The organism is Martelella mangrovi (assembly GCF_040545495.1).
In the GTDB taxonomy this organism is placed as follows: domain Bacteria; phylum Pseudomonadota; class Alphaproteobacteria; order Rhizobiales; family Rhizobiaceae; genus Martelella; species Martelella mangrovi.
Window position 1 is genome coordinate 1 of the sequence record NZ_JBEPLY010000011.1, and the last position, 17,924, is coordinate 17,924.

13 protein-coding genes and 1 tRNA gene are annotated in these 17,924 nt (G+C 57.3%); 3 read left to right on the forward strand and 11 right to left on the reverse strand.

What is annotated here, in order from left to right; translation table 11 throughout:
* Positions 1–97 precede the first annotated feature (97 nt).
* Entirely contained in the window at positions 98–316 is a 219-nt protein-coding gene (locus tag ABID12_RS14650; RefSeq protein WP_354434863.1) for a site-specific integrase, read from the forward strand.
* Between the two features lie 347 nt (positions 317–663).
* Here the strand turns inward: ABID12_RS14650 and ABID12_RS14655 are convergent, their stop codons facing one another.
* Complete coding sequence (locus tag ABID12_RS14655; protein ID WP_354434864.1) at positions 664–3,096, reverse strand: P-loop NTPase; 2,433 nt, start codon at positions 3,094–3,096, stop codon at positions 664–666.
* A gap of 691 nt (positions 3,097–3,787) precedes the next feature.
* On the opposite strand from ABID12_RS14655, the gene ABID12_RS14660 reads away from it, so the two are divergent.
* On the forward strand, positions 3,788–4,879 hold the full coding sequence (locus tag ABID12_RS14660) for an MrcB family domain-containing protein (protein ID WP_354434865.1): 1,092 nt from the start codon (positions 3,788–3,790) through the stop codon (positions 4,877–4,879).
* A 66-nt stretch (positions 4,880–4,945) separates the two neighbouring features.
* On the opposite strand, the gene ABID12_RS14665 is transcribed toward ABID12_RS14660, so the two are convergent.
* From ABID12_RS14665 to ABID12_RS14685, 5 genes are all read right to left on the reverse strand, one after another.
* A complete protein-coding gene (locus ABID12_RS14665) occupies positions 4,946–5,737 on the reverse strand; it encodes an endonuclease (protein ID WP_354434866.1) in 792 nt (263 codons plus the stop codon).
* Positions 5,730–7,061: a DNA cytosine methyltransferase gene (locus ABID12_RS14670; protein WP_354434867.1), complete on the reverse strand. Its 1,332-nt coding sequence runs from the start codon at positions 7,059–7,061 to the stop codon at positions 5,730–5,732. Before ABID12_RS14670 ends, ABID12_RS14665 begins: the two co-directional genes overlap by 8 nt.
* 77 nt (positions 7,062–7,138) lie before the next feature.
* The gene (locus ABID12_RS14675) at positions 7,139–7,546 is read right to left on the reverse strand and encodes a very short patch repair endonuclease (RefSeq protein ID WP_354434868.1); all 408 of its coding nucleotides are present in this window, start codon (positions 7,544–7,546) and stop codon (positions 7,139–7,141) included.
* Positions 7,547–7,847: 301 nt separating this feature from the next.
* Positions 7,848–7,924: transfer RNA gene (locus ABID12_RS14680), tRNA-Arg, on the reverse strand.
* 147 nt (positions 7,925–8,071) lie between these two features.
* Positions 8,072–8,377 carry an ETC complex I subunit gene (locus ABID12_RS14685; RefSeq protein WP_106302064.1) on the reverse strand — a complete coding sequence of 102 codons (306 nt, stop codon included), beginning with the start codon at positions 8,375–8,377 and terminating at the stop codon, positions 8,072–8,074.
* A gap of 660 nt (positions 8,378–9,037) precedes the next feature.
* On the opposite strand from ABID12_RS14685, the gene ABID12_RS14690 reads away from it, so the two are divergent.
* Positions 9,038–10,504, forward strand: a complete 1,467-nt coding sequence (locus tag ABID12_RS14690) for a sensor domain-containing diguanylate cyclase (protein WP_354434869.1) — start codon at positions 9,038–9,040, stop codon at positions 10,502–10,504.
* A gap of 198 nt (positions 10,505–10,702) precedes the next feature.
* On the opposite strand, the gene ABID12_RS14695 is transcribed toward ABID12_RS14690, so the two are convergent.
* The 5 genes from ABID12_RS14695 to ABID12_RS14715 all read right to left on the reverse strand — a co-directional run bounded on the left by ABID12_RS14695 (position 10,703) and on the right by ABID12_RS14715 (position 17,921).
* On the reverse strand, positions 10,703–13,444 hold the full coding sequence (locus ABID12_RS14695) for a DUF2339 domain-containing protein (RefSeq protein WP_354434870.1): 2,742 nt from the start codon (positions 13,442–13,444) through the stop codon (positions 10,703–10,705).
* A 118-nt stretch (positions 13,445–13,562) separates the two neighbouring features.
* A complete protein-coding gene (locus tag ABID12_RS14700; RefSeq protein WP_354434871.1) occupies positions 13,563–14,351 on the reverse strand; it encodes an ABC transporter ATP-binding protein in 789 nt (262 codons plus the stop codon).
* Positions 14,333–15,085, reverse strand: coding sequence for a siderophore-iron reductase FhuF (fhuF, locus tag ABID12_RS14705; RefSeq protein WP_354434872.1), 753 nt, complete (start codon positions 15,083–15,085; stop codon positions 14,333–14,335). Before fhuF ends, ABID12_RS14700 begins: the two co-directional genes overlap by 19 nt.
* A complete protein-coding gene (fhuB, locus tag ABID12_RS14710) occupies positions 15,082–17,046 on the reverse strand; it encodes a Fe(3+)-hydroxamate ABC transporter permease FhuB (RefSeq protein WP_354434873.1) in 1,965 nt (654 codons plus the stop codon). The genes fhuF and fhuB overlap by 4 nt, the downstream gene beginning before the upstream one ends.
* Complete coding sequence (locus tag ABID12_RS14715) at positions 17,043–17,921, reverse strand: ABC transporter substrate-binding protein (protein ID WP_354434874.1); 879 nt, start codon at positions 17,919–17,921, stop codon at positions 17,043–17,045. The genes fhuB and ABID12_RS14715 overlap by 4 nt, the downstream gene beginning before the upstream one ends.
* Positions 17,922–17,924 lie beyond the last annotated feature (3 nt).

The window sequence follows — 17,924 nt, forward strand, 5'->3', positions numbered from 1 at the left end:
TGTTCTTCCGTGAACCGTGAACGCTTCATGCCGTCCGTCTCCGTGTCGTGACAGACTCTACCAGAATCTGGAGGAAGTTCAGGGGCTCAGGTCAGAAATGGCCCGCCTCGGCATCGAGGGCGTCACCTTCCACGACCTGCGCGGCACCTTCATCACCGCCCGCCGCCGCGAAGGCTCCACCGTAGAACAAATCGCCAGCATCTCCGGCCACACAATCTCAGAAGTCCGCTCGGTTCTCGAAAAGCACTACCTTGCCGATGACCAACAGGTTAGCGACGCGGTGATTTTGCGGATGGAAAGAAACAGCGTCTCATAAAACAGATCAGTTCGCCGAAACTCACTCCAATCGCAACCTAGCTGTATAATTCGCAGCGCCCAACACCGACTATTCAAGAGACACCGAGCTCTTTCGATTTATTTGGGGCCGACTGCTGACAGTTAGCTTTTCACGCGGCGATAAACAAGGCGGGCATTCTCTCTTGGCAGGCGCATGATCACTTACGGCCCATAGCCGACATTCATCCCTAGCGCGACCAAGATCCACTGTCTGTCCAAAGATGTCGGTTGCAATATAGTGAGAAGGATTCCAGCGCGTGCTCTGCACGAAATAATTTGTTTCGCCGGCACGACTGGTTAACTCAATGACCTCTCACTTTTGCCCCGTCACAAGAACGTGGAAGTGCGTGCCGCCAACTCCTGTGTCTCCGCATCCCTGGGAAATGCATCGATGGCTGCAGCAATCGCATCAGATACATTTACCCGCACATCTTGATCAATAATTCCTCCTTGTTCGAGGAAGGTAATCACACCCCGAAAAAGCGCAATGTAAGGCTGCACGGCTTTCCGAGACCAACCCTTCTCCTTCTCAATAGCATACAACAGGTTCCTCGCGCCCTCGTGAAAGCATGAGTACATTGAGTAATCAGAGTGAAGCATTTGGGTCATGAGTATTTTGCCCAACGTCGTCAAACCGAACGGATGGTTCTCAATAGCCACAGCTTGCCGCGCCCTTCGCGTTGCATCCTCAAGTGCATCGACATTAGTTCTATCGCTGAAGTACTTCGCCAAATGCATTAATGCAACTTGCTCCCAGTAACGAGAGTTCCACTGCCACTCAGATAAGGCATTCTGATAGAAAGTTGCAGCCTCTTGATCGAGAAGCCTTCCAACCACATCGTCATAATCAAACAACCTCCCTGCGAGTCGAGCTTCGGGAGATCTCTGCTTGATAGTTTTACGGTTCACGAAAGGCTGGATCGAAGATGCTATCCCAGTAAACGCGGCCAGCAGAATTTTTGGACTGTCGTTCTTCACTCTCAACAACACTTGATCGGCAATAACTGAGTTCTCCGGAACCACATATCGCCCGCCTCCCGCAAGCGCCAAGGGTAGAAGTGAGTAGGACGTAAATTGCGATTTTATACCAGTTGATGAAGACGCACCAAGAAGAAGATCGTAGCGGATTCCACCATTAAAACAATGATGCGCGAGGGCAGCGCATACGTACCGCGCAACTTCCTGCTCGGAAGAACCGTCTAACACATCATCAATAATTCTACTAAGAGGGGTGAAGTCTTTCATTATCCGGCAGCAGGCAACTGCAATTGGATCTTTGCAAACTTCCGTAACAAAGCGACCTGCCTCTCTAATGGCTCTATGATCGCCGAGATTCCCATTTAGCCGATACTTCTCAATCAGCTGCTCAATTTCCCGCCTTGAAGTTGAATCCGGTTTTATCCACCGAAAGTTTCGAGTGGAGATTGTGGAAGTAAGGTACCCGCGCCTGTTTGATCTTTCAGCCGCGAGGATTGCGAAATCTCTTTTCTCAACGCTATCAATAAGCTCCGACACCGCTCGGACCTGATCTGCCAAATCGTCAACAACTAAGACCACAGGCCCATCGATTAAATCGACCACACTTGCCGTGGAGGTCGCTATCCTGCTAAGGGCAGAGCAATACAAAACCTTCACGCCACGCTGCGCCAGATTATACGCTGATCTCTTAACTATAGTGGTTTTTCCAGTCCCAATGTCGTCGGAAACGATGAACAGGATGGGGGGCTCGCCTTCATCTCGAACGGAAGCCTCGACCTGTTGAACCAAAGTTGAGCTGACTTTTCGAGCAACATCAAGTTCTGCTGCCAGATCGCCCCATTCCGGCGGGTGTCCAAGTTGAAATCTTGAGTTTAGCGCCGGTGCCGCGGAAGCAGGAACAAGGCTAAAATCAGCATGAAAGGAAGCGGCTGCGGCTTTGGAAACCGAACTTGGAAGCAAACTTCTCTCTGCTTGCGGTATTAGTTCTTCAGGGGTGGGAGCATAGGGTAACTGCTCAATGCAATACTTAAAGAAATCGGAGGCATAGCCCACGAAGTGAATAAGATCATGATTTTTGCATAGATCAGAAATAACCTCGTCATCATCTTTGGTGACCAGAATGGAGGGACCGCGATCCACTCGTGAGGTTGCATGACTGCGCGATGAGAGGTAAAAATCGAGATCCACTTCATCAAGCGCTGTTCCGGCAATGATCAATGGATCACTCCTCATCATTGTAGATAAGACAGCCATCCAAGGATTAACATCCTTGACTTGTTTTATATATTGCTCCCGCGAGAACACGTAACCTTTTTCGGGCTGACCAACGTACCCATGTAGATGAACTATCTGCAAATCCGACGATAACTGAGCATCGAAGAAGTCATCGCTGTAATGAATTGGGATGGCCGCTTGCTTTGCTCCTCCTGCCGCGTAGGTATTCTCCAGAACATCATCAATATTCCACGTGAATATCCTCTTCCAAACAAACCTGGACAGGTTTCTGGATGTTTCCCCGGGGAGGCAGCCTTTAAATCTATTGGTTACGTGTTCCTCAACCTGGTTCGGCTTTAGCAGGCCGAATACTCTCTGCAATGAGTGCTTAGGTGACGCACGGGTCACCTCGCAAAGATAATCTTTATAATAATCCCCAATTGGCAGACGCCAAACGGAATTACTTGTATCAGCACTTGACCCCGCTCCCAACAGAAGGCTGTATTGCCCATGCCTTAAAGAGGACATAAATAGATCAATTTGTTCTTTTGAAATATCCTTGAACATACAGTACCCCTCATCACCAGACAGTGCGCTATCTAAAGCAAGCCAATCTGAAATTAATTATACATTCTGTTGTCTCGGGTCCTACCTTGTTAGTCAAGATTATCGGCGTCAAATGAGGCGCTTGGATGCGACCCGTTGGAACAAGGGTTCTCGGAAGGCTAATTTAGCGGTTGAGGATGCGCTGCCAAGGCGGCGACACGGTAGGTCGTTTTGGTTGGTGTCCCGCTCGAATGTATGGCGGAAGCTCAGGCATCTTCCTGCGCTGCCCCGCCGACTCGAGGCAGCACGCTGGCCGTCTCCCTCCTGCGCATCTCGGTCATGTGTACTTCACGCGGCGAACGTCCGAGATGCGCCCTTTTTAGACCTTCGCAGGTTGCGCAACGATTGGCAGCTTTAGGGATCGCGCCGAGAGCCACTGACCGACCAAAATGGAGCCGCAATGCAGAAGGGCTGCAAATGGGCCGTAAACCGTCAGGTCACTGGCATTCAATTTAGTTGGCGCATAGACGCTTTCGGCCCAAAGCCGCCTTCCACACACCTCGCCGATGCTGCGCATCAGCTTTATCAGAGCGGCCATTCGTCCATGGCGCAGCAGGTCCTATAAAAACTTGAAGCGCAAGCAGTTTAATGTGAACTTGTCGTCACACTGAAAGCCCCATGCAAAATGGTGGCAACAAAGACTGAGATGGCTATGCGCGAAACACTCCGCCGAATCTGCGAACTGCAGCTCGCGTATTCCTCTGAGAATACTCCAGATATGCAAGAACGCGGCCGGCTTATCCGCCAAAAGCTGCCTGCGGAAGTGCGCACTCTCCAAGAACCTTTGGCACGGGCGCTAGGGCCATTCGGGCATGATTTTTTTGTTGAAGGTTCAGACGGCATCGGGCGCAAGACAGAGTTGGCATGGACGCGCTTTTGCTCGGAAGAAATGTCCCCGCGACCTACAGACGGCTTCTATGTTGTTTTACACTTTTCGACCGATGGTTCGGGCGTCAGCATTGCCGTCGGATGCAGTTCGTCCAAATTCCAAAACGGATATTCAATCGTCTTGCCGTTAGAGGAACTGGACAAACGTTGCGAATGGGCGCGCGGGATCGTCATGGAGGACCGCCATAGCTTAGAACCCTTTACCGATGCAAATGATTTTGGTGCAAGGGCGAAACTTCCCAAATCCTTTGAGCGCGCATGCGCGCTTGTGAAAAAGATTCCGTATGACGACATCCAGGATGACATCGTGGAGAGGCACTTGATAGAAGCTGCCGAAATGCTGCGCGTGATCTATACGGCGCAACGACAGGGCAGAGCGCTTTCCCTCGCAGACCAGATCGAGCTTGATATCCTCGACATCACCCGACCGGCCGCCAACGCCCGAAAAAATCAAGGTTTTGGCCTAGACGCCAAGGAAAGAAGGGCCGTGGAGCTCCGAGCCATGGATATCGTTGAGGATTGGCTTCGATCCCAAGGCTACAATCCTAGCAACACGGCAGCTACGAAACCCTACGACTTTCTGGCAAGAAAAGGGAACGAGACGCTATATGTCGAGGTGAAAGGCACGACGAGCGATATCGCCAACGCCATCGCTATGACGCATGGCGAAGTAGCACTTCATCGCCAAGAGAAGGGCCGAACGGCCATGATGATCGTTACTAGCATTCGTTTGCAGAAGGATGAGAAGCACCCAGTAGCCTCTGGTGGAACGCTGGAGGCTCTTATCGGATGGGATATTGATGAATGGCTTATGGAGCCTACCGCGTTCCGCGTATCGCGCGAGCATATGACTTAAGCTCAATACCAGCTGAGGTCGACCAGAAAAGGTCAATGGCGCTGGAACTGCTGAATAACTTAGACGTCAATCTCGGTAATCGCGAATAATTTCTTGGTTCAGCTTTTTCGCCGGCACGAGTTTGTAGTGACGTTCTTCGACCACTTTGATGCCATCGTACTGCAGCGTTAGCTCAAACATCGCCACGACATCATCGTCCATAAATTGCGCTGATACAGCACGGCATCGCATACCCGGGAATTTGTCCTCAACAAAACGCATGTCCTGGGTCGTCTGAACAATACCGATCTGGTCTTTGCCACCTTTAGCTTGGACCGGTATAGCGTAATGGCAACCGCGTTTATCGATACCGACATACAATTCATCGATTTCAATTTGACCGATGCCTTTTACCGTCGTCCGCAGATGGTTCTGCAGACTATATGTTGTCAGCCCCAAAAACGTATCGATCAAGCGATTGTATCGAACGATTGCTAATAGAGCTTGCTCATCGTCCAATGCATATGCCCGAATTATTTCGGGGGTCGCATCGGGAATATCTATTCTCACTAGATCTTTACGGGGCAATATGCGGTTGATTTTAACGAGCGAAAAACGATACCGAGACCGACCCGCCAGCTCGATTACCCATTCCTTATCGTCAGTTTGCGTTGCAACGACGGTCTCCGGCAGATCCGCTCGAAATCGAAAGGAATAGATCACGTCGCCCAGGTTGTCCGGAAGAACGATATTGAGGACTTTGGCCGCATCCTTAATTTCTTGGCGGGAAAAATCGAGAGAAGTAGCACCTTCGGTGTAATGATCGAAGAATATCTTTTCAATCAAGGCCTGGTAGCGATTTTGGGCATTCTTAGCCATGAGCAACCTGCCCTGTTAAGCGTGCACGCTCGATGTCGATTTGCTTACGCTTTTTTGCTCCGCTCTTTTGATCTCTACGACTTGGCGGCGCTTTAATCCCGAAATGGAGTGCCGCACCTGACAGGTCCAGCGACAACAAGGCTTTGTCACCAAGCGAAATAACTTCGCTTGGTCTGCTCGGCGTCACGCCTAGGGCTTCGATCACCTGCCTCGCAACAGCTCGTGCAAGCGGCGGCGGCACGGCATTCCCAATCTGTCGCGCCCCATGCCATTTGGTTACATTGAAGCGAAACCAATCAGGGAACCCGTGCAATCGGGCCATTTCCCGAACCGTTATGCAGCGATCATAGCGGTAGTGAATCGGGCGGGGGCTCGTAAAGGCTCCGCGCGCGCCGTCCGTGCCCGCTCGCAACGTATTGGAAACGCCAGAGCCCGACAGCTTATAGAACCGGCTAATCGGCTCTACGTTCCCCGGATCGGTTTCGGCAAATCGCCGCCGCGAAATATCCGTATGCTCTGTGCGCGCACTGGAAGTTAGGATCGATGCGTCCCAATCTCTTACGTACCCGTAGTGCCACGCATCGTTGGTAATGCAACGTAGCTCGGCGGCATAGCCGGAAGGCTTTCCGAAGGCAGTGGTCTTTACCGCATCGCGATTAAGCAAACTTTGGAATCGGTCTGCGTTTGGGAGATCCCCCAATGCGTCTCCGCAACTTGGGCCGGCGGGCAAACCGCTGATTGGACGTTTGCGGTCAGCGATATTGGTTAGCGGATCAGGATACTCGGGCAGGTCCTCTCCCCTTCGGCTTCCAAAAAGGATTAGCCGTTCCCTAAACTGAGGGGTGCCGAAGTGACCGGCGTTTAGAACTTTCCATGGCAGCTGAACATCGTACCCAACGGCATCGAAAGCCGCGACAAGCTCTTCTAGAAAGGCTTTGTGCTTGCCTACGGTCAGACCTTTCACATTTTCGAACACGAATGTCCGTGCATTGAGCTCGGAGACGATTCGCACAAAATCCAGCACAAGTCTGTTCCGGGGGTCCTCAAGAACACGACGACCGATGAGGGAAAATCCCTGACATGGAGCGCCTCCAAAAACGCAATCGACATCTTTGTTTCCAATGCCTGCAGCTACACGGATTTCCTCGCCGCTAAGGCCCTCAACGGAATATGGAATTACGACAGTTTGCGGAAAATTGAATTTATGGACCGCGCAATGTACCGGATCGATTTCGACCGCAGCAGCGACGTCAAAGCCGGCCTGTTCAAAGCCAAGGCTTAAACCGCCGGCTCCTGCAAATAGATCAATACCTATCGGTCTCATCGACTGCTTTCCTGTGCTCTTTCTTTTTGATTCTTCCGGTAACTTTACCGCGGCGAGCGTCCAATGTAGATCGTCCCCTAGATTTCATCCACAAACGTACTGAGGCGTTCCCGCAGATCATCGGCATCCTGAATCTCACATTGCCAGACAACAAGCACCTTCCAACCGAGCGCTTCCAGCTCCTCGACTTTCTCTCTATCGCGCGTCGCATTCTGCTCAAGCTTTGGCAGCCAGTAGTCAAGCCGCGATTTCGGAAGCTGACCTTTTGAGCAGCCATGTGCATGCCAGAAACAACCATGCACGAAGATAGCTTTTCGATGCTTTGGAAGCACGATATCTGGCTTGCCAGGTAGGTCCTTGCGATGAAGGCGAAAACGATAGCCCATGGCATGGAGAACACGCCGGACTTTTATCTCCGGGCCGGTATTTTTGCTCTTCACGGCTTGCATAATGCGCCGTCTCTGGTCGGGGCTGCGTGTATCCATAGGTCATTAGTGAAGCTTTGCAGTCATAAAAACCAACTGCGAATTCTCAAATTCACAGTTCAATTGGATGGAGCAGAAAATCTTCGAACCCTGCTAAATCTTCAAGATGTGCAATAAGCCTTGGCTTGGATTTAGCATCGATATGCTAGCGCCTATCCAAAGCACCGACTAGCGAATTATCTCACTGCAGCTGCACCGAAAAACGGCTAAAAAGAACACAGAGGAAACGGAAACTGTAAACCAGCCTGTAAACTGACCGCCTTTCGTAGAGAAGCACCCCCCCCTAAGCCATTGAAAAGATTGGCGACCCCTGCAGGATTCGAACCTGCGACCGTCGGCTTAGAAGGCCGGTGCTCTATCCAGCTGAGCTAAGGGGCCGTTTTCGCGCTTGGGTCAGCGCGGGGCATGAATGCCTCATCCGATGGAAAAACACAACCGGCCCGCTGCGGTGTTGAGGCAAGGAACGGAAGAGGCGGAAAAATTTCGAACGAACGGATCGGCAGTCCGCGGTCCGTAAACGGACCTTCAGTGCGTCCAGGGCTGAACCCGGCCGGGCTTGAAATTGTCGGAATAGGAAACGACCTTTTCCTTGGTTTCCTTCGGCATGATCACCCGATAGGCAATGCCGTGGCGACGGGCATAGTCTTCGGCTTCCTGCTGGCTCTCAAAGCGCAGCTTGACCTGTTGCAGCATGTCGGAAGACGAGGTGTAACCGAAAACGGGGTCAATCTTGCGCGGCGCCTGCTGGTCGAATTCCAGCACCCACTGGTGGGTTTTGGCCTGGCCCTGCTGCATTGCCGTTCTGGCGGGACGATAAATCTTCGCCGACATCATAATTGCTCCGATTGGTTTATCCGCGCCGCCCGGCGCGTCGCATTCTGAAACCTTCTTACGCAATTTTCGCTGTCGGGCAATAAAAATCAAGTCCGCGTAAAATCGTGATCGGAATTCAGCGCTCCGGACGATCAACTAAAATACCCCGGTTTGTCGGGTGCCCGGCGGCAGACAGACCTACCGTCAATGCCCAGCGCTGAGCCATTGAAGGTCAACGCGCCCTACCCGCTTCCCGGCACAATATATACCGCCTGCCCAAAAACGAGCCCGACAACCCAATGCCGCCGACGTCTGATTCGTAAGCCATGACAGGGTTGTAGCTTGCGCCGGCCTATGCGCGGAGGAAGAGGCGACGGACACAGTTACGTCAACAGGCCGCGCTCAACACCGCCTGACGTTCAGTTGCAAATCTGCATCCATCTCTTCCGATACCGCTTTGTATCAACAGCAAAAAATGTTTCCGCACCTGAGTGCCTCACCGACACCGGCAAACCGTTTTCCGCCCGCCGGCACGCGTTGGCGGATAACGATACCTTCTTTGCAGAATGCCGGAAGCACTATAGGATCGCCGCGCCCCGCTGGAACCTGGCCGGAGTGTTTTGTCCGTGGTTAGAGCAGCATTGCCCCCGACAGCCTGAGAAAGGCCGACGTGAACGAATGAACAGCAGCCCCCCGGATCAAAGTGCCTTTGATCATGAGATGTTCGAGCTTGCCCCCATCGCCATGTGGGTCGAGGATTTCAGTGCGGTCAAGGCACTCTTCGACACCTGGCGCGGTGAAGGCGTAACCGATATTGCATCTTTCCTGCGGGCCGACATGTCGCGTGTTGCAGAATGTTCGCGCGCCATTCGCGTCCTGAAGGTCAACCGCAAGACGCTGGAGCTGTTCGAGGCCCGGGATACGGCCCACCTCGTCGACAATATTTCCGCCGTGTTTCGCGATGACATGCTGGAAACCCATATCGACGAGCTGACCCAGCTTTTCGAGGGCAAGCTGAACTTCACCAGCTATACGGTCAATTACACGCTTTCCGGAAAACGGCTTGACGTGCAACTGCGCGGCCAGGTCATGCCCGGCCACGAGGAAACGCTCGACTATGTGCTGCTGGCCACGGAGGATGTGACCGAGCGCGAGGATGCCCACCGGCGTGAACGACACCAGTCGCTTTATGCCAAGGGCCTGTTTGAACATTCGCCCGTGTCGCTCTGGGTCGAGGATTTCTCGAAAATCCGCGCCCTGCTCGATGATCTGCGCTCACGCCACATTATGGATCTGCGTGTGTTCCTGGATGTCCATCCCGAATTCGTGCGCCAGTGTCTCAGCGAAATCCGCGTCATCGATGTCAATCAGGCCACCCTCGACATGTTCCGGGCGCCGAGCCGCCAGGTGTTGCTGCAAAACCAGCACGCCGTCTTCCGTGATGATGTCGAGGATCATTTCCGCGAGCAGTTGATCGACCTCTGGGAAGGTCGCCTTCTGCATACCCACGAGGTGATGAACTACGCCCTCGATGGGAGCGAACGTTATGTGCTGCTGCAATTCTCCGTATTTCCTGGTCACGAGGAGGACTGGTCGCTTGTTCTGGTGTCGCTGACCGACATCACCGCGCGCAAGAAGGCGGAGGCCTATCTCGAATATCTCGGCCGTCATGATGTGTTGACCAAGCTCTACAACCGTTCTTTTTATACCGAGGAAATCAACCGGCTGGAGCGCAAGAGGCTTCGCCCTGTCGGTGTGCTGGTCATCGATCTCAACGGCCTGAAGAATACCAATGACGCCTTTGGCCATGATGCCGGCGACAGTCTACTGCGCAGGCTCGGCGAGGTGCTCAATGAATCGGTTTCAAAGCCCAACTGCGTGTCCCGTATCGGCGGTGACGAATTTGCGGTGCTGATGCCCGGCGCCAATCAGCAGGCAGCCGAAATGGCGCTGGAGGAAATTCAGAAGGTCCTGGAGATCAACAATCAGTTTTATGCCGATTGCCCGATCAGCATTTCCGCCGGCATGGCGATTTGCGGGGAGGACGACACCATCGAGTCTGCCGTGCGCCGTGCCGATGCTGAAATGTACAGCCAGAAACGCCAGTTCTACGCGCTTCAGCAAAAGACCGAATTCAGACGATAGAACCACGACTCCGAGAACTGTGGAGGCCCGCGGCCCTTGTAGTTCAGTTTCCGCTTAAGGGACGGGCATCAGGCAAACTCTGGATCGCAAGCTCTCTCTGCACCGGCGCCGCATTGCAGAACAGGCAGAGGACGTCGCCCATGCCGCAAAGACCTGCCATGATTTCGGCGTTGGCAGGTTCAGCGGCACAGCCACCTGTCAGCTCTCGGTGTCATCCGGTGTTTCAGACCGGTCCGTCATCCTGCTCCAGCGAAGCTTCATGGTACGGTCGAGCCAGCCGAGACCGGCCAGCGCCAGCCCGAGGCCGATGAAGGAGACGACCCGCAACAGTCCTTCCAGGCCGGAAATATCCACGAGAAAGACCTTCGCGATCGTCAGACCGGTTGCGGCCATGGCAACCTTGCGCAGGACATGGGAGCGCCGCGAAAAGCTGATCACCAGCAGGGCGGCGCAGATGATCACCAGTGCAATCGTGTAGCTGTAAAGCTCGGGCTGGGTAACGCCGGGAACCGAAAGATCGGGGCCACGCCAGAACCGGCGGATCTCGCAGATGACATAAAAGCCGCCAAGCAGGCTCGAAATGGCGATAAAGCCGATCCGCAGCCATCGTGAGAGGCTGCCGATCTTCCACGCGCCCACCGCCAGAACGGCCGCCAGCGGCAGATAGCTGAGCGCAAGTGTGTCGAAGATCAGCGGCCCCTTCACCAGGTTATACCGGAACATCAGCGGATTGGAGATCGTCAGCGGCACGGCAATCAGGATCGCAGCAATAAATCCGAAGACGACTGCGAAAGCGCCCCTCAGGAACCGCAACCCCTTGCCGCTCGTCTGCAGACGGCTGAGCTGGGCGAGCATGGCAATGGCCAGAACGGCGGCGAGCAGCCCCGGCTCATCCGGCACAAGGCGCTGCAACAATGCACAGGCGAAGACGGCCGCGACCGTCCATGTGGTGGTTTCGATGGCAACCTGCACCGATTGACGTGCGCGCAGCACGGTCAGCCGCCAGCCGGCATAAAGCAGCACCAGCGTGCCGAGATAGGCCTCCACGAATGCCAGCCACGAGGTGGAGCCGCGCACCGCCCAGAAGAAACCGGGACTGATCACCAGCCGGAAGGCAATCACCGCCAGCGCCAGCTTGGTGAAGATGCCGATGAGCGCAAGATCGAAACGCCGGTCGAGCCAGATGGTGAGGACGACCACAATACCGAGCGCCAGTGTGAGCGCGGTCTGGGTAAGCACCACGAACAGGGCGAGCGCCAGCATCGAAAGTGCGGCAATGGCGAAAAGCGCGGCATGCAGCTGACGTTCGGGGCGCGCTTCGCCACGCAGAACCCGGTCTGTCAGGAACGCCATGACAGCCGAGACGGCCAGAATATGCAGGCTCCAGACATAGTCTCCGAAAACGGCTGCCGGGAACCACAGAAACTGGAAAATGAGCGTGGTCGCCGGCGCAAAGCTCGCAGCGCCCAGCGCAAAGCCGATCGCCGCGCGGGCGTCATCCCGAGACCGCACCATCCGCCAGAACGCCATGAGGGAAGCAACCACCGACAGGATCAGAACGTATGTGACAAAGGATGTTGACGACTGAGAGGCCATATCAGTCTGAGACAGCGTGGCGCCGGTGACGTTTTTGAAAAGCGGTCCGTATTGGACGGCCTGGAGGACAGGCACAGCCAGAAATGCAGCGGCCGGCAGAAGCGGTATATCGCTCAGCGCCTCGGCCCGGTGCATCCATATCAGCGTCGCGCCAAGAACAAGGACGATCAGCGCAAAGACGATATTGGCTTCGGTAACAGACTGCGTATCGAGTGAAAGGAATACCCCGGCCCCGCAGACAAAAAGCGTCATCGCCGCAACGATGCGGGTCGGAAAATCGGCGCGCGGCTTGAGACCCGACAGCGTCGCCAGCACGGTCTGGCCCGCATGTGTCGGCACAAAACTCTGCACCGGGATGATGACGGCCGCCAGCCAGGACAGCGCAAGAAAAGCCGTGTAGTGGATCATGCCGCCCGTCGCGACGTAAAGCATTGTCGCCGCCGACGCCGTTGCGATCAGCACCACGGCGGAGACCCACGCCCAGCGCTTGACGCTGTCGACGGCAAGGCCGGCAATGGCGATGAGCGCGAAATAGTAGAAGAACAGCCAGCTGTTGCCCGATTCGCCGCCCACGAGAAACGGCGCGGCCGTGGCGCCGATAATGCCGACAGCGCTCAGGACGGAGCCGTAAAGCCAGCCAAGTGCCACGGCCAGAACGCTGACCAGCACCAGCCCGGCCAGTGTGGTTTCGGCCGAAACAAGCCCGTAAAGAAGACGGGCGGCCAGCACGGCGGAGAAAAGCGTGATCAACCCTGCCCCGGCAAAGGCGGAAGGCAGATAGCGGGTCGCTTCGTTTTCCTCGTCGCCATAGCGGCGGCGGATCACCTCGCCCGCCCCCACCAGCAGCGCGCCCAAAAGAAGCGCGCCTGCAACGCGCCAGAACGGCGTCAGAAGCCCGTTTTCAACGCCATACTGGACCATGAAGATGCCGCCCAGCGCCAGCGAAAGTGCTGCAAGTGCGATCGTCCAGTTCTGCCGCAGCCACTCGCCGAACTGCTGCAGAAGCGCTCCGGTGAAGACAAAGGCGCGCGGGGGACCGCTCGTTGCGGGTGGTGTTTTTCCGGTTTCGGGCGGTCTTGCGGTTTCCGGCTTTGTGTCTTGCGCCGGCGCGAGATCTTCGGCTTCGGTGTTCTTCGCCTCCGTGGCCGGCTGTTCGGCCGCCGCCTCCGTCTGGTCCGCTGCGGCGGTACCGGCATCGCTTTTCAGGCGCTCCAGTTGCTCCAGCCGCGCACGGGTTTTCCGCTGATCATCTTCCAGACTTTTGAGACGCCCCTTCATCCCCGCATTTGACAATGCAAGCCACAGAAAAAGGAAAACGACAAGAATCTCAAAGAATGAAGTCAAATCAACATCTTCCTCTTTTGTGACACAAGACGGCAGATGTAACCGAGATAAGCGCCGCCGTTAAGAGTAAACTTCGTAAGCGATCCCTGCCCCTCAACTTCCGGGTTTTGATTGCGTTTCACACAGGCGTGGCAACGGGCCATGACGCCCCGGTTGGCGTGGTGATCTGCATGTCGACGCTATAGATGCGTTTGAGAATTTCAGGCTGCAATATCTCGTCCGGCGTACCCCTCACAAGAAGCCTGCCGCTGTGCAGCGCGATGATATCGTCGCAGAAGCGGGCCGCCATGTTGATGTCGTGGAGAACGACGATGACGCCGAGATCGTGGTTGCGGGCAAGGTCGCCGACGAGGTTCAGAATTTCGATCTGATAGGCGATATCAAGGGCGGAAATCGGCTCGTCCAGAAGCAGGCATTGCGGCTTCTGGGCAACCAGCATAGCAAGCCAGGCCCTCTGCCGCTCCCCGCCAGACAGCGTGTCGACAAGCCGGTCGGCCATGGCCGTCACCCGCGTCAGCGCCATGGCCTCGTCCACCGCGTCACGGTCGGCTTTGGAAAACCGACCGAGCGCGCCGTGCCATGGATAGCGCCCGAGCGCCACCAGATTGCGCACCGTCATGCCGGCGGCAGGCGGCGGGTTTTGCGGCAGATAGGCAAGCCTTCGGGCCAGTGCCCGGTCCTTCAGCTTGTCGATCGGCTCGCCATTGAGGCTGACCGTGCCGCCCAGCGGCGACAATTGCCGCGCCAGCAGTTTCAGCAATGTCGATTTGCCCGAGCCGTTATGACCGATAAGACCCGCCACCTGGCCCTTCAGCGAGAGATCGAGGGTCAGCGGTTGCAGGATCGCGTGGTCGCCAATGCCGAAAGACACGTCGCGGAGCGAAAACGTCAATTGGTCGTCATGCATGAAGCTTCTCTTATCTTCCTGTCCGGGCAAAGCGTGCCGCAGCCCTCAACGCCGGGAACGCGATAGCGCAGGCAGCAGACCTTGCGGCGGCGGACTGTCCGTCCCGCCTCTTCGATATAGTGGATCGCATCCTTCAAAGGATTGGGCTTGTCGTGTTCAAGCCGTTGGCGCGATAAAAATGCCAGCGCGTCAGCCGCCGCCTGCCGGTCAACGGCCGGATGCCTTTCCATCTGGCGGATGGCCCATTCCAGATAATGCGCGGCATTGCCCCACAGCGCCTTTTCGGAAAGGCGGCTTGCCTGTTTCAGCCGTGCGATGGCGGGTTCGAGATGAACGGAATAAAGCGTTGGCACAATGTCTCCCGCCTGCCCTTCAGTGAAGGTCAACTTGCCCTCCGGGGGGCGAAGCGCCACCGGCTCACCGGTTTCGTCGAGCACGAAGGCGGCCTCGTCCATGCCGATCCGCAAGGGTCTCCCGGCAAGCAGGGACAGCGCGATATAGGGAATGATCACCACCGCCAGATATTTCTGCGACCAGAGCGACAGCAGGAACGCATCCGGCGCCAAGCCGTGATGATTGCCGTGGCGGGCGAGAGCGGCGGACAGACGTTTTTCCTCCAGAAGCTCCGTGGCCGTTTCAGCCGGGCGCGCGTCGGGGTGAAGGGAGAGTTTGGCGCGCACCAGCGCAAGCGGGCCGTCAAGCATCGCCGTCAGTCGGTCGGCATCACCGCTCATGCCGGCCTCCGATAAAGCAGCCAGAGGAAATAGGGGCCGCCGACAAAGGCCGCCAGAACGCCCGCCGGGATTTCATAGGGAAAATCGACGCTGCGGCCGAGCCAGTCGGCGATCACCATCAACAGCGCGCCGAGCATGACGGCACAGAAGGCGCGCGCCAGCGGACGCCCCGGCGTAAGCATCGCCGCCATATGCGGGGCCATCAGCCCGACAAAGCTGAGCGGCCCGACGACCAGCGTCGCGGCGGCGGTGAGAATGGCGGAAAATGTCATCATCAGTGCGCGGGCGCGGCCCGGGGAAACGCCGAGCGCGCGGGCGCTTTCATTGCCGAGCGGCAGGATTTCCAGCCAGCGCGCAAACAGCGGCACAAATGGCAACGACAGCAGCGAGAGCGCCAGCGCAACCAGCCCGGTGACCGCCGTGGCGCGGAAGGTCGGGCCGACGCTCCAGGCGAGAATATAGGCCGCGCGCGGGTCGCCGCTGGCAAGAACCAGCGAGATCAGCGCCGCGGCAAATGTGCCGACGGCCACGCCCGCCAGCAACACCGGCCCCGGCGACCAGGCGCAGGCGCGCGCGACGGCGAGGATGAAGACGAAGGTCACCCCCGCCCCGGCAATGCCGCCGACCAGCATTACCGGCGGCGAGAACGATCCGGCGACAAGCACGGCACCGATGATGCCAAGCCCTGCGCCTGCGCTGACGCCGAGGCTTTCCGGGCTGGCAAGCGGATTGCCGGTCATAGCCTGCATGAGGACGCCCGCCAGCGCCAGCATCGCCCCAGCGCCAAAGGATGCGGCAATGCGCGGCCAGCGGCCGGCGGCCAGTTCGCCGACGGGAAGCCCGTCGATGAAGATCGTCTCGGACAGCGAGAATGCGATGACGCCGGCAAGCGCAAGCAGGGTGATGGTCAGCACCAGGGAAGCGGGAAACCGGCGGCTTTGCACGATATGCGGTTCGCTGGCCTGCGGGGCGGCAGCCGGCAGTCGCTTCAGCAGGATAAGCAGCAGAACAGCGCCGGAAATCGCCGTCAGCGTGCCGGTCGGCACCTCGCCGATAAAGCGCGCCATCGTCAGCACCGCGCCATCGGCAAAGGCCAGAAGCAGCGCGCCGAAAAGCGGCGCAAGCAGCAGACGCCGGGCAAAATGCCGCGCGCCGAAACGACTGGCGAAATGCGGCGCGGCCAGCCCGACAAAGGCAATCACCCCAACGCGCGCCACCACGACAGCGGAAATGGCAGAGGCCAGAAGCAGTGCGGCGAGGCGAATGGTCTTCACCGGCAGGCCGAGGCTTTTCGCGCTGGCATCGTCAAGCCCGGCAATCGTCAGCGGTCGCACCAGAAGCAGAACCAGCGGCACAAGAATGACGAGCCTGAGCGCCAGCGCGGGAACGGCGGAAAAGTCGTCCTGCAACAGCGAGCCGCTGGCCCAGATGAAGACGGCGCGCAGATAGTCATGATGAAACAGCGACAGCACAACAATGGTCGCGCCCGCGAGAAAGCTGATGACCATGCCCGCCAGAAGCAGGGTGACCGGCGAGAAATTTCGGCCAGAAGCCAGCGCAACGACCAGTCCGAGAGCGGCAAACGCGCCGACAAGCGCGGCAAGCTCCCGCGCCCACAGGCCGCCGGCACCGGCTGATGCCAACGAGACGACAATGATGGCCAGTTGCGCGCCGGACAGAAGCCCGAGCGTTGCCGGTTCGGCCAGCGGATTTTTCAGCACTTGCTGGAAGATCACCCCGGCAAGACCCAGCGCAGCGCCACAGATGAGCGCCACGAACAGGCGCGGAAACAGGCCATAATGCAGATAGACCTCACCGAAGATCTCCGGATCGGGCGCCATCAGCGCCGACAACAGCCGGCCCGGCGCGACATGTCCGGCATAGCCGAAGACTGTCAGCGCCAGTGCGAAAACGGTCAGGATCGAAAGCGCGGCGACGGGCGCGGTGGCAGAATTTCTCATGCGGTCGTCAGTGCCTCCGTCAGGATGCGGCCGAACCTCAGGGCCGATGGCAGGCCGCCGAACACCCAGGTCGGTGGAATGGTGAAAACCCGCCCGGCGCTGACGGGGGAAAGCGTGTTCCACAGGCGGCTTTGCGCAAGGCCTGGCGGCGGCCCCGGCTCGATGATCACCAGCCGTGCGTCGCGGTGGCGGGCAACGGCATCCAGCCCGGCGGTGGAAAAGCCCCAGCGATTGCCGGTCTCCTGCCAGGCGTTTTCAAGGCCGAGCCGTTGCAGCACATCGTCGAACAGGCTGCCTCGCCCATAAATATCGACCAGTCTTTCACCGGCGAATTTGACGATCAGAACCGGCCTTCCGTCATCCCCTGCAAGCGCGTCGCGCATCGCCGAAAGGGTTGCGTCAAAGCGCGCGATATAAGCATCGCCCTCTGCCTTGCGGTCCAGCCGTTCGGCAATCGCGCTCATGCCGCTTTCGGCAAGGGCGAGCGGCGTTCTGTCGGTCGTGAAAAGCGGCAGCGCCATGGTCGGCGCGATGGTCTCAAGCCGGCTTGCGGGAACGCCGTAACCGGCCTGCGTGATGATCAGGCCGGGATGCAGCGATTTCAGCAGTTCCATATTCGGCCATGACCTGAGGCCAAGATCGATGGTTGTGGCCGGCAGTGCGGGCGACACCACCCGTTCGTTATAAAGCGGCGCTTCGGCAACGGCATAAGGTGCAACACCGAGCGCCAGAACGGTTTCCGCCCAGGCCCAGTCGAGCACGGCAAGACGCGGCCCCTGCCGAGATGCAAAGGCCGCGTTTCCCATGAACAGCGCCGGCAGGGACGCGGCAACGAATTGCCGCCGCGTCAGGGCATGTTTTGCGGATGATGGCATCAA

Excerpts from the sequence above, each read along its gene's own strand:
- ABID12_RS14665 (WP_354434866.1), bottom strand. The coding sequence starts at position 5,737 with ATGGCTAAGAATGCCCAAAATCGCTACCAGGCCTTGATTGAAAAGATA.
- fhuB (WP_354434873.1), bottom strand. The coding sequence starts at position 17,046 with ATGAGAAATTCTGCCACCGCGCCCGTCGCCGCGCTTTCGATCCTGACC.
- ABID12_RS14685 (WP_106302064.1), bottom strand. The coding sequence starts at position 8,377 with ATGTCGGCGAAGATTTATCGTCCCGCCAGAACGGCAATGCAGCAGGGC.
- ABID12_RS14670 (WP_354434867.1), bottom strand. The coding sequence starts at position 7,061 with ATGAGACCGATAGGTATTGATCTATTTGCAGGAGCCGGCGGTTTAAGC.
- ABID12_RS14655 (WP_354434864.1), bottom strand. The coding sequence starts at position 3,096 with ATGTTCAAGGATATTTCAAAAGAACAAATTGATCTATTTATGTCCTCT.
- ABID12_RS14715 (WP_354434874.1), bottom strand. The coding sequence starts at position 17,921 with ATGCCATCATCCGCAAAACATGCCCTGACGCGGCGGCAATTCGTTGCC.
- ABID12_RS14675 (WP_354434868.1), bottom strand. The coding sequence starts at position 7,546 with ATGGATACACGCAGCCCCGACCAGAGACGGCGCATTATGCAAGCCGTG.
- ABID12_RS14660 (WP_354434865.1), top strand. The coding sequence starts at position 3,788 with ATGCGCGAAACACTCCGCCGAATCTGCGAACTGCAGCTCGCGTATTCC.
- ABID12_RS14690 (WP_354434869.1), top strand. The coding sequence starts at position 9,038 with ATGAACAGCAGCCCCCCGGATCAAAGTGCCTTTGATCATGAGATGTTC.
- ABID12_RS14650 (WP_354434863.1), top strand. The coding sequence starts at position 98 with ATGGCCCGCCTCGGCATCGAGGGCGTCACCTTCCACGACCTGCGCGGC.
- fhuF (WP_354434872.1), bottom strand. The coding sequence starts at position 15,085 with ATGAGCGGTGATGCCGACCGACTGACGGCGATGCTTGACGGCCCGCTT.
- ABID12_RS14700 (WP_354434871.1), bottom strand. The coding sequence starts at position 14,351 with ATGCATGACGACCAATTGACGTTTTCGCTCCGCGACGTGTCTTTCGGC.